General features: G+C 67.5%; 8 protein-coding genes. 5 read left to right on the top strand and 3 right to left on the bottom strand.

The window, feature by feature from the left end; all coding sequences use genetic code 11:
* Positions 1-2,211: 2,211 nt before the first annotated feature.
* Both ACGF15_RS29065 and ACGF15_RS29060 read left to right on the top strand, forming a co-directional pair.
* Positions 2,212-3,006, top strand: coding sequence for a helix-turn-helix domain-containing protein (locus tag ACGF15_RS29065; protein WP_176725456.1), 795 nt, complete (start codon positions 2,212-2,214; stop codon positions 3,004-3,006).
* A 261-nt stretch (positions 3,007-3,267) separates the two neighbouring features.
* Entirely contained in the window at positions 3,268-3,462 is a 195-nt protein-coding gene (locus tag ACGF15_RS29060) for a hypothetical protein (RefSeq protein ID WP_367502602.1), read from the top strand.
* 401 nt (positions 3,463-3,863) lie between these two features.
* On the opposite strand, the gene ACGF15_RS29055 is transcribed toward ACGF15_RS29060, so the two are convergent.
* Both ACGF15_RS29055 and ACGF15_RS29050 read right to left on the bottom strand, forming a co-directional pair.
* Complete coding sequence (locus tag ACGF15_RS29055; RefSeq protein WP_392803277.1) at positions 3,864-6,632, bottom strand: Helicase associated domain protein; 2,769 nt, start codon at positions 6,630-6,632, stop codon at positions 3,864-3,866.
* Between the two features lies 1 nt (position 6,633).
* Positions 6,634-7,509 (bottom strand): hypothetical protein, encoded by an 876-nt coding sequence (locus tag ACGF15_RS29050; RefSeq protein ID WP_258468061.1) that lies wholly within the window; start codon positions 7,507-7,509, stop codon positions 6,634-6,636.
* A 141-nt stretch (positions 7,510-7,650) separates the two neighbouring features.
* On the opposite strand from ACGF15_RS29050, the gene ACGF15_RS29045 reads away from it, so the two are divergent.
* Positions 7,651-8,127 carry a hypothetical protein gene (locus ACGF15_RS29045; protein ID WP_028419822.1) on the top strand — a complete coding sequence of 159 codons (477 nt, stop codon included), beginning with the start codon at positions 7,651-7,653 and terminating at the stop codon, positions 8,125-8,127.
* 273 nt (positions 8,128-8,400) lie between these two features.
* Here ACGF15_RS29045 and ACGF15_RS29040 read toward each other — a convergent pair whose 3' ends face one another.
* On the bottom strand, positions 8,401-8,613 hold the full coding sequence (locus ACGF15_RS29040; protein WP_258468059.1) for a hypothetical protein: 213 nt from the start codon (positions 8,611-8,613) through the stop codon (positions 8,401-8,403).
* A 2-nt stretch (positions 8,614-8,615) separates the two neighbouring features.
* Between ACGF15_RS29040 and ACGF15_RS29035 the strand changes: the two genes are divergently transcribed.
* Together ACGF15_RS29035 and ACGF15_RS29030 are read left to right on the top strand one after the other, a co-directional pair.
* Positions 8,616-10,250: a hypothetical protein gene (locus ACGF15_RS29035; RefSeq protein ID WP_392803272.1), complete on the top strand. Its 1,635-nt coding sequence runs from the start codon at positions 8,616-8,618 to the stop codon at positions 10,248-10,250.
* Positions 10,251-10,469: 219 nt separating this feature from the next.
* Entirely contained in the window at positions 10,470-11,447 is a 978-nt protein-coding gene (locus tag ACGF15_RS29030; RefSeq protein ID WP_392803269.1) for a pentapeptide repeat-containing protein, read from the top strand.
* Positions 11,448-11,717 lie beyond the last annotated feature (270 nt).

The following is an 11,717-nucleotide window of genomic DNA, read 5'->3' as shown; positions in this document are numbered from 1 at the left end:
CCCCACCCCGAACAGAGCGCGGGCCCCGGGGTGACCGAGCGCTTCACTCGGCCACCGAGCGGTTGAGCCGGCCGGACTGAGTCCAGTCCGGCCGGCTCAACCGGCCGTTGTCCGAACGGATCGTCAGCGACGCCGAGACCGAAGAGGGGCAGAGGTTCCCCAGCGCCTCATATGCGTCTTGCTCCGGATCACCAAGGGCACTCCGGCCCTGACTCCCGCCATCACATGCCGCTGGCTTCGGGGCACCCTGAAAAGGGGAAGGCCAGGTCGTCGCCGGCCGCGAGAAGACGGCCTGGCGGGCGAGCGAAGCCGCAGACGACGATTCGACGCTGCCAGACACTGCTCCCAAACGCAGCCGACGCTGTCCGACGGCGGCAGCAGCACGAACGCCCATGAGAACAGCGACTGGCGGATCCACCCGGGCGAGTCCCGCGAGCAGCCGACGGCGGCGGACCTGAGGAGAGTGCGCTCGTGCGGCCGACGCGGAGAGACCGGCCCCCCACTCGACCGGGAGCAGGCGGATGAGCAACCACCGCACCCCTACGACACCTCCGGGCACCCAGGCGAGCGGGACCGGCACATCACCGACGCCGAAGCGCTCGCGGCCACGGTTCCCGACGAGCTCACCGTGCCCCTGGGCCAGGTCGAGCAGCAGCTCGACCGGCTCGCCGGTGACACCCCGTCGGCCACGCCCCGCGCGATCAGAAGACTGGAGCACATCATCCCGGACACCGGCCGCACGACTGCGTACGACGCCGAGACCGACACGAGAAGCGGAACACCGACCGGGCCCGGGCACAGGCTGCTGCAGGAGGAAGCCCGCCGACGCCTCCCGCCACCGGACCGGTACCCGCCGCTGCACGGCCCCCCACCCCGGCTCCCGCAGCAGGCACGACCGCCGCCCCACCGCCGCCCCCGTACGGCCCGGACCCGCCCCGGCACAACCGCCCGCAGCGAGTACCGACGCGAAGCGCTCCCGGGCCCCCTGACCGAGAGCCTCCAGCTTCCCCGCGACCTCGACCTCGCCCTCGGCAACCGCAGCCGCGCCCTCCAGCAGCTCAAGATCAACGAGGCCGCCCACAGCTCCTTCGTGACGCAGGTCCACCAGCACCTGCCCCAGCAGGAGGCCGCTCTCCTGGTGAACGCCCGACAGAGGCCTCTCCTCGCCTCCCGGATGTACGACCTGGACCGCAACAGCGTGCCCATCGGCAGGCACCTCGCCGCCTCGCCGACGGCAACGCCCCCTGGTGCCACGCCACACCCTCCGAAGCCGCCGCCGGCCTGCGGCTCGCCACCCACCATGTGCTCACCACCCCGCTCGATCAGCCCCTGCCCACCGGGCCCCGCGCTTCCACCACCGCAGCCCGATCCCACCCGGCCACCGGGGCCACCGCACCCACCGGCACCCAGGCCGCGGCCGGGCCCGCAGTTCCCGCACACCGCCAGACCACCCCGCCCCCTGGCGAGGACGCGGACAGCAGACCCGTACCGCCCCGGCAGAAGGACCAGCACACGGCAGGCAGCCACGGCCACCCCGACGACGGCCACAGGCGGGCGCGGTCCAGCCCGCCGGGGCCGGGCCCAGCGGCGCGAGCGGAAACAACGGCCAGCGGCACAACCACAAGAAACAGGCGGGTTCCCGGCACCGCAACTGCCGGGAACCCGCCTGTTTCACCGGACCGCACCATTCAGACGATCCCGCAGCGAAGCACTGCCAGCAGTATGAGAGCCCCTCCCAGACACATGGATTTCGACGATTGCTTCCTGGTGCTCTGCACGACGAGAGCCACACCGATCAGGGCAAGCAGGCCCCGGGGTGCTCCCACGCTCTGCTCCAGCAGCGCCATGAACAGGGTCCGCCACATCCTTTACCTCCATCGCCGGGATGTCCTCCAGAGTCCGGGCAGGAGGGGAGGGAATCGAGCTTCTTCGGTCTGGCCCGAAACACATCCAGATCGCCATACTGTTCTGGTGCGGGGGGCAGACGCCATGGTCTATCGCATCCATTTCACAGCCGATGACCTGGCAAGGGTCCGTATAGGCGACGGCCCTATGCCGATGGCTGAGCTGTTGCAGGCCGCACGACTGGTCCAACGGGCGGGCCACCAAGCCCAGCTGGCGGCATGGCGCCGGAGCGTCCTGCCCCACCTCACCCCTCAAGCACGGATCGCCCTGGCCCTGGTTCCGGCATACGGCACTACGCCGGACTTCATGAACCCCGTGAGCAACGGCACGCCGGAAGAGGCGCTGGAAATCCTCCGGGCGACGCCCCCGCAGCAGATAGCCACAGATCTGGCGTCAACCTATATGGGCGGCTACAGGCTTCCCACCTGGGCGCACCGCCTGGTCGACGACACAGAACTGCGCAGAGCCCTGTTCGACGGGTGGGCCTTCCTCCACGAGCGGCTGCTCCAGCCCTACTGGGCAGGGATCACAGACCGTCATGCCTCCGGGCGGGCGGCGCGGCTACGGCAGTTCATGAGCGGCGGTACAGAAGCACTGCTCGCACAGGCATGCCCCGGGTGGATCCAGTGGAAGCCACCCGTGCTGGAGTGCAGAACAGTCCTTGAGACAGCCGACTTCGACCTGTTCCTCGAAGGGCGCGGCTTACATATCCAGCCCTCACCTCTCCAGATAACCTCCGCGTCCCTCAGCGACGATGGCCACACCCAGCCCGTTCTCTTCCTCCCCGTAGAAGGCGAAGACATTGCAGCACTCACACAGCTGACTCCCCTGCCCCCTGCACACCGACCGACGCCCGCCGTCACAGCACTGCTCGGCAGAACCCGCGCAGCGGTGCTGGAAAGCATCACCCAGCACGACGGCACCACGACAACAGAGCTGGCACGCCGCCTTCAGATCTCACCGGCCAGCGCCAGCGAGCACACCACAGTCCTCCGGCAAGCAGGACTCATACACACCACACGCCAGGGCAACAAAGCAGTACACAGCCCCACCGGCCTCGGAACGGACCTTCTGAATGCACCCGCGCGGCTCCGCAACTGAGCCGTACCGAACCCCAAGGCCCCCCTCGCGATCTGAACTCATCCCTAACCCGCGCCGACATGGAGCGCACGGGCCAGGATCCGGTCTCCCGGAGTACGGCCGGAGCAGAACCGGCCCGGTGACGGCACCCCGGCCTGCACCGGACCGAACCCCGATCCTTCTGTGTCCATGAGCCGCTTACCTCATCCGTCCACCCCTGGCGTGCTCTGGAGCCCAAAGACGCTGCGGGCTGGGAGAGCGACGCCTGCACCGTTGTTCGCCATGGCGTACCCGACCACCGCAGGCGGCGGCTGGTGGGTCAGCCTGCTCTGGAGACGGCGGATCACGAACTACAACAGCCAGGGGTTCCTCTCCACCGCCTGTGCGATGGGCCGGGCCTGGGAGCCGCTCACGATACTGCTGAACGAGAACGACACGGGAACCCCGGTGTTCCGGACCCCTGAAAGGGACCTCTGAACACCCAGGCCAAGGCCGACCTGGCCCTTCAGACAGTTCACCGACTATTGCCCCACCGCACTCGTCCAGCGCCGCCCCCATCAACCGGAGCAGCCACCGCTCCACCTGCCCGGAACACACCGCCTGCCCCGGGGGTGACCACCATGACATCCCCGGGGCACGTGATACTGGCGCACAACGCTACGAGAATTATCCCTACATGCGCCGCTGCCGTGCTGCCCGCTTGCGCACGTGAGCTCGCGCTATAGGGACCACGTGGAAGCATCCCTAAGGAAAACGGCTCCGATGACACGTCAGGACGGCAGCTTTCTCGTTCGGAGTACGCCCTGAACCTTCGGATGGATGGACCGATGCAGTCGTGCGACTCCTCATTGCGTTCTTCGTGGTGTTCCCGTACCGGGTCAGCTTGAGGGCGTACGTACGGGCTGGGCCGGATCGCCGTCCGTCGGGTCCGGATCGTTGTCCGTGAGGCACTGGGAGCCGGACGGGGGCGGCAACGGAGAGGTTTGTGCCCAGCTCATGCCTAGCGCGGCGAGGGCGGCGAGCTGGTCGGTCTCCAGCCGGTCCCTTCTGGATTTGGTGTTGGAGATCCATACGCCGAGCTTCATGGTCACCGGTTCGCCGTCGATCGTGATTGTCTCCGTGTGGCCGCGGGGCACTGGCCGGTGGGCGCCTTCCTGCTCCACCCACTGCGTGAGGGCTGCTGTACCTCGCTGGAATGCCTGTTGCGCCTTGCTCGGCCCTTTGCCCGAACGGGAGGCAGCCGGGGCGGTCTCGGGGAACTCGGCGATCGGGATGCCGAGCTTGGCCAGCCGTTCGCGCTGTTCGGGCAGAAGCCGCGCCCAGGTGGCCGGCTGGAACTGCTGCTGGAGCCACTTGCCGATGTCGTCGCCGTCCATGAGTACGCCGGGGGCGATGTACGGGAGCACCCCGTCGGCGTCGACGAGGTCGGCGAGGATCCGGTAGTGGCGTTGCCAGTTCAGCGGCCACGGGCAGTTCCAGTCCTCGTCGATCGCCGCCAGCTGCGCCGCCCGCTCCGCCGCGCGCCTGGGGTCCTTCCCTAGGCCGCCCTTGCGGCGGAGGTTGCCCATGTACTGCCCGATGGGCACCATCGCCTCGCCCTCACCCCACACGGCGTCCTGCCGGGGCGCGAGGTGCCCGGTGGCCTGCCGGTAGGAGCGGAGCGCGGCGAGCTTGGCCTCCCAGGCTTCCTCACCGGGCTCCCAGACCATCCCGGCCTCGGGCGCGTCCAGGAGCTCCTTGCGGTGCGGATCGAGTTCCCCGGCCCGCAGCGCCTTCCGCTGCTGGTGCACCCAGCGCCCCAGGGGGAAGTTCTTGGTGACGCCGACTTCGACCTCGGTGTCGTACGGCACGGCGTGGAGGCCGGTGATCCCCTGCTCGGCCCGCCACCGGATGAGGGCCTGGTAGCCCTCCAGCCAGACCAGGGACTCGGGCCGGTAGACCCGCGTACGGAGGAAGGCCGCGATGGTGGCGGCGTCGCGTGGGCTGGAGAAGTGCAGCAGCGCGGACTCGGCAGCGGCGTCGGTGTCGTCGCCCGGCTCCTGGTCCTCGCCGTCGCTCTCGCCGCTGGCCCCGACGATCCGCCCGTCCTCGTCGCGCTGGACGTGGATCTTGCGCTTGCCGCTGGTGAGTGCGCGGGAGGCGAGTTGCTCGACCAGGCGCTCATCGTGGCTGCGCAGGCCCTGGAGGACCGCTACGAGCGGCTTGAAGCTGGCGCTGGCGACCATGTCGGTGGGGTCCTCGTTCGGCTCCAGGAACACCGGCACGATGATCCTGGCCACCTTCGTGCTGCCGTCGCGGTTGAGCCGGAGCGCGCGGCCGATGTTCTGGACGATCTCGACCTGGGAGCCGCGGGTGTCGGCGAAGCAGATCGAGTCGACTCCGCGCTCGCCGGTGATGTCGACGCCTTCGCCGAGCACGCGGCAGCTGGCGAGGAAAGCGCGGTGGACCCGGCGCCCGCCCGCGTCGATCCCGTTGGCGAACTGGCGCAGAACCTCGCGCCGCTCGCTGACGGTGTGGTCGCCGCACAGCCACGCCGACCACACGCGGTCCGGGCGTACGTGGCGGCCGGCCTCCAGCTCGTAGAAGTCCGCGTCGATCGACGACTTCGGCAGCTTGTCGGCGGCGGCCAGGTCCTCGTCGGACGCGTCGTTCAGGTACAGCTCGGCTGCGGTCTCGGGGAGCTTGTCCGCGAACGCGCAGGCTTCCTCGACCTTCTGGTGGAAGGTCATGACCGTACGCAGGTTGTACGCCGCCGCGTGCTCCAGAAGTGCGGTCTGCAACAGGGCCAGGCGGCGGCCCCGCCGCGCCTCCTCCGACTCCCCGACGACCGGGGCCGGGTCGCGGATCTCCAGGACGTCGATCTCGAACCCGGCAAGGACTTCCCGTTCGATCGCCTCCGACAGCCCGAGCTCCGCGCCGGGGAGCCAGGCGCCGAAGAGGCCGTCGGGGTCATCGGCCATGCTCGCGATCTCCGCCTTCGGGCCGACGGCACCCTTCTGCGGGCGGGCGGCGGCGAGGATGCGCGGCGTGGCGGTGAGGTAGAGCCGGAAGGCGGCCGGAATCCGGGTGTTGTCATGGATCGCGGCCCAGGGGCGCCCGATCTCACCCGTGGTTGAGTGCGCTTCGTCCACGATGGCGAGGCCGAAACGGTCCATCTGCTGGCCGTAGAGCCCTTCCCCGCCCGCCAGAGCGGCCTCCAACGGCCCCCGGACCTTCCGCTTGCCCTCGGCCGCGTCGACGTCCTCGCGGTCCACGAGAGAGGCATACGTGGCGAGCACGACGACGGGCCCGGATCCGGCCCACAGGGCGAGCTGGATCGGGTTCGTGGTGGTCCGCACCCCCAGCCCGTTCAGCACCGCGTCGTTCTCCAGCGAGCACACCGCGACCATCGGCGCCCGGTGGCCCACCGCCCGCCACGCCTGCGCGGTCTGGACGAGCAGGTCCAGGGTGGGGACGGTGACGAGGATCCGGCCGTCCGGGAAGCACTCCAGAGCGCTCGCGGCGGCCATGATCGTCTTACCTGAACCGGTAGCGGACACGATCGTGCCCCGGGCGCCCTGTGGAGGCACCGGTGACCGGGCGGGGAATCCGACCCACTTCCGGAAGGCCGCTTTCTGCGCTACCTGGTGTTCTCGGAGCCTGATCACCTCAGGCTCCCTGCGGGGTAGTGGCTGTCGGAGTGGGCCCGGCAGGCTCGGTGGCTGGCGGGTTGGGTGGGGAGCTCTGTTGCTTGCGGCGTCGGCGGAGTTCGCGTTGGGCTTGAGCTCGGGCGCATTCGCGGGTGCAGTACTTGATGCCGGTGGTGCGGTTCTGGCCGTACTCGGCGCGGCCACGCTGGCGTACGAAGGCACGCCGGCAGGTCTCGTTGGCGCATTCGCGGATGGTGGCGTTCTCGGCGAGGTGGTTGTAGAGCTGCAGGAACGCTACGGAGAGGAGGGTGGGGTAGCGGTCGTCGAGGCTGCCGATGCCGATGCTGAACCGCTCCAGTGCCGAGTTGAGGGAGCTGGACAGGGAGCCGATCTTCAGGCCCACCAGTTCCTCGCGCATATGGTCCAGGTCGCGTGGCCAGACCTTCTCCTGGTGAGTGTTGTCGGCTTGCCACCGGGCGAGTTCCTCTTCGGTGGCCTCGGCGTCGACGAGGGCGTCCAGCCCGCCTTCGCGGCCGAGGGCAAGCCATGTGGCGATGGCGTCCTGGGCTGCGGAGACGAACAGGGTCGCGAGCTCGCCGTGGAGGGCGAAGGGGCCGTGCTTCGGGTGGAGGGTCTCCGCCAGGTCGGTGAAGTACGCGTGCACATCCTCGTCCAGACTCAACGAGCCGACGCGGCCACCCAGATGCCCGTATGCCCGCATCATGGAGGCGACCGCGTCCAGGTCGGCCGGGTCCAGCTCCATGAACTCGCGCAGGTAGAAGTCTTCGGGGAGCGGCACCGTCCGCTCGCCGGGGGAGCGGAGCTGAGGGGTCCAGACGATCCACCCCTCCTCGGCCCTGGCGTCGTCGAGCGGGCTCAACTCCGGTGCGGGCACTGGGATACCCGGCCAGAGCGTGGGACGAAAGCGTGGGTCAACGTATGCCGCCATGCACGGCATCATAACCAACATCCGAGGGTACGAAAACCGTGACGTTCGTACCACTCTCTCCGGTCCCTCGTTAGGAAGGAAACCACTGTGACGCAGTGGCAGGACCGCAAAACCGTCGGAGACCTGCACGAACACCGAGTCGCCACCGCACTACGCAACCGAGGCTGGACCGTCCACCCCTGCGGACAAGGCACCTACCCCCACGCCATCCGCAACGCCCTACGCCACACACGCTCCGCCCTACGCCAATTCCCCGACCTCATCGCCGCCCGCGGCAACGACATCATCACCATCGACGCCAAAGACCACATGCCCAGCACCACCACCAACCGCTACGCCATCAGCACCACCACCCTCAACGCCGGCCTCCAACTCACCGCCCTCCACGCCCCAACCCCCCTCTACTACGTCTTCGGCGACCTCAAAGTCCTCACCCCCGTCGAAGTCCTCCACTACACCGACCACGCCCACCGCCACACCAGCGGCGCCTACCACCTCATCAACACCCACCACGCCCACCCCTTCGATGGCGTCTTCGGCTCCGTCCGAGCCCAAGCCGCCTGAAACCGCAACGGCGGGGGACGCCTCCGGTGGCGGAGGCTCAACCAGGCGCCGCACCGTCTTCTCCGAGGTGTGACGTCTGCCGGTGCGGCTCTTCGGCGCTCAAAGGCTGAGCCGGCCGTGCGCCGCTCGGAGGGAGCAGTGTGCTCCGCTTTGCTCCACGCCTCCGATACAGCTGGGGCGTCGGTGCCACGGCGTGGTCGTCCTTTTCCGCCAGATCGGCATCGGCTCTGTGCGTCCCGGAGGGTTTCGCCGTTCCGATCTGTGGTCTGTTGCCTATTCCTGTCCGGCGGAGGTGATCAGTGCGATGAGGACGAGGAGGCTCACGGCGAGGATGATGACCTGTTGAGCGTCCCAGCCCTGCTGGATGGCGAGGACGGTCACAGCGGTGACGGCGTAGGGCCACGTACGGCGTTGTGGCTGGGGGGAGTTGGAAGGGGGCACGGTGACCTCTTGTGATCGGGTGATCTGCTTGAGGCCCACGTTCATCCATGGTGTTGTTGTTCGCTCTGAGGATCTGCGTCGTCGCAGGTCGCCGCTCAGAAATCACGGGCATCGGGCTGTTGTCCGCGGACACGGCCGAGCAGGGGGATCAGATGGGGCGACCACTGGGGGCGCTCAAGGGGCGGACGAAGCAGGCGGATGAGTTCGCCCTGTGGCTGAGGGAGGTCACGGAGGGGGTCGCGGTCCGGACCCTGGAGCAGCACTTCCCTTATGGAAAATCGTCCTGGAGTGAGTTCCGTGACAGCAGCCGCCTGCCGAGGCAGCAGCTGGTGAAGCAGGTCACGGCCCGGTATCTGCGGGAGCCTGCCATGAAGGCCCGCCCACTGGCCCGGGGCACGAGCTTGCTGGCAGCGGCTCATCAGGCGGCCAAGGACCTCGACCGCGACGGCATGCACACCATGCCTTTACCGGGGCCCAGAGCCGCCGGTTCGGACCCGGTGGCCGAGGCGTACCTCAGGCTCGATGACGCCCGGCTGATGCAGATCGAAGCCATGAGGCAACTCGCTGCTTCTGAGCGTAGACGGGAGAAGCTGGAGGACATGGTCTCCGTCCTGGAAGAACGCTGCACCTTACTCGAGGGCGAACGAGACCGGGCCCGCGAAGACGCCCAGGCAGAGCTCCAGCACGAGCTGCAGATGTCCACGGAGTACCGGCGTCAGGCCGACGAAAAGCTGGAGCATGCCCGCCGGGCCGAGAAGCGTGCCTACGAGCTCAGGCTCGCCGCTGAGAAGCAGGTGACCAGGGAGCGGATCGTGCTGCGGCGCATGGACCAGGAGACACGCCACGTACCCCCCGTCACAGCACCGCAGTCCGTGGCCCAGGACCTGGACCTGCCACCTCTTGAGCACATCCACCGGATCCTCGAAGCCGTCCAAGAACAACTGGACACCCAAGACGATGAACTCAACGATCTGGACCAGCAGATCGACCTGGGCTCACGAGGGACCGCCGGAGAAGATGCACTCCGAACCATCCAAGGCCACGTCATCGAGCACCCTGCGCCCGTCAACGGAGAAGATGTCCGCGAACAGAGGCAGGACAACCCCAGAAAACTCCTGACCAGCGACGACGTAAAGCGAAGAGCCGACGACCCCCGGATGCCCCGGGTATCCGAGCAGACGCCGGACGCGCGCGAGGGCCAGTCGGAGGAACTGGTCAAAAGCCTTGAGACGGCTACCACTCCAGCAGCGCTGTCCACTGCCCTGTCCCGGCTGCGCCGACGCACGGGACAAAGCGCGATCAGCGACCTGACCCAGGCCGCATTCCCGGGCAGGCTCAAGGACGACTTGGTGCTGATGACCGTCATGCGCTGGATCGACGGCGAAGTCCTGCCCGACACCTGGCTGCACCTGAAAAACCTGGTACGCGCCATGGGAGCCACGGACCACGAGGTGGAAGCCTTCCACCGGGCCTATACCCGCACGGTTGATACCCACCTCCCGGCCTGGTCCTCCCAAGACTTGTCAGACCTGGAGGCAGTCTCACGTTCAAGCAAGGAACGGCGGGCTTCTCAACGAGACTGGATCATGGCCGCCGTGGGCCCGGGCATTATCATCCTCCTCCTCACTGCTTACACCGCCGGACTCCGCGCCGGTTCTCCGCCCAGCACAGTCGCACGTTAGGTGGTCGTAGGGGCTGGATTGTGGCGCGGCAGGTCACGGGGTGGCCCCGCGGCTGCTGCTGTCCGTCCAGCACGGAGTGGTTGGTGGCGTCTTCGCCCCCCTGGGACAAGCTGCACGCCAACCCGTCGATACCTCGGTAGTTGGCAGAACCCTCAACTTCAGCTCTGAAGAGTCCTGTTCGCCGCATGCCGTGCCCACAGGAGGGACATCATGCCGGGCATGAGCGACGAGCCAGACACGGGTCAGGCTGAGCCCGAGCGGAAGCGCGAACCGTGGCGCAAATGCCACCCACGATGGGCCTGGACTGCAGCCATAGCCGGGGCGGCAGTCTTCATCGTGCTGCTCGTATGGGCGCCTTGGTGGTTCGAAGGCCACCACCTGCGCGATAGAAACGGAGAGCTTGTCTCGTCAGCCGGGATCATCGTCACAGGCTTCCGCACTATGCTCGTCGCCATCGCGGCCGGCGGCTTCACTGCAGCCGGGCTCTACTACACCCGCGAGAAACACCGCCTGGAACGCGAGAATTTCCAGCATGCACAAGAGCAGTTCGCCGAGAACCAGAAACAGTTCGAGATCACGATCAAGATGTCGGCCGATCGAGAGGCAGAGCAGGCGCGGATTGCCCGAGAGGGACAAGTCACAGGCCGCTATGTCGAAGCGATTAAGCTGCTGAGTTCTCAAGACGACACACAACGACTGGGAGCCATCTACAGTCTAGAGCGAATTATGCGCGACAGCGAAGACGACCACGACACGGTGGTAATCGTCCTAGCAGCCTTCGTACGCCAACATGCTGGAATCGGCCTTGGCGTTCCTCGGCCTGACGAACCCGTGCAAGCTGCCATCACGGTGCTCGGACGCCGCCCCATGCGCAGAGAAGCAGCACGAATAGATCTGAGACGTACGGATTTGACTGGACTCGACTTTGAGCGGGCCAACTTTCGCCGTGCCCGCTTTGGAGGCGCTGACCTAAGAGGTGCCAACCTCCTTCGGGCCGATTTAACGGATGTCTGGGCCCCCAATGCAGACTTCCGGCAAAGCTATGCTGTCTCAACCAAGTTCGACGGCTCCAATCTACGCGACGCCCAGTTCTCGATAGAACAAATTCCCGCAGGCATGCCCGAATTTAAACGTGTGATTTTTGACGGGGAAGCCGGCACCAATGAGGCTCCCCTCAATGAGAAGAAGCGCGACTAGAATGGTATTGCAAATATCAATGCCAGAATCGAATAGTAATCTCTGCAACTCAGCTCCGGGGGTGTGGCACGGTTCTGCCAACACAACATGCTGCATCATCTGATGCAGCCCTCCTTCCTCTCGGCCAGGTCCACGACCCCGGCCACCCTTCCCTCTAGCCAGCTCGGCCCGCGCCAGCGGGCCGTTGGTCCTGGAGGCGCAGCCGGAGGGGTCGTTGGGTTGGGGAGCGCAGCGGACCGGCCCAACCCGGTACGGAGCGCAGCGAAGAAC

Source organism: Streptomyces sp. NPDC048001 (genome assembly GCF_043203115.1).
Taxonomy (GTDB): domain Bacteria; phylum Actinomycetota; class Actinomycetes; order Streptomycetales; family Streptomycetaceae; genus Streptomyces; species Streptomyces sanyensis.
The sequence above is the reverse complement of the archived record's forward strand: the minus strand, read 5'-3'. Positions and strand labels throughout refer to the sequence as shown.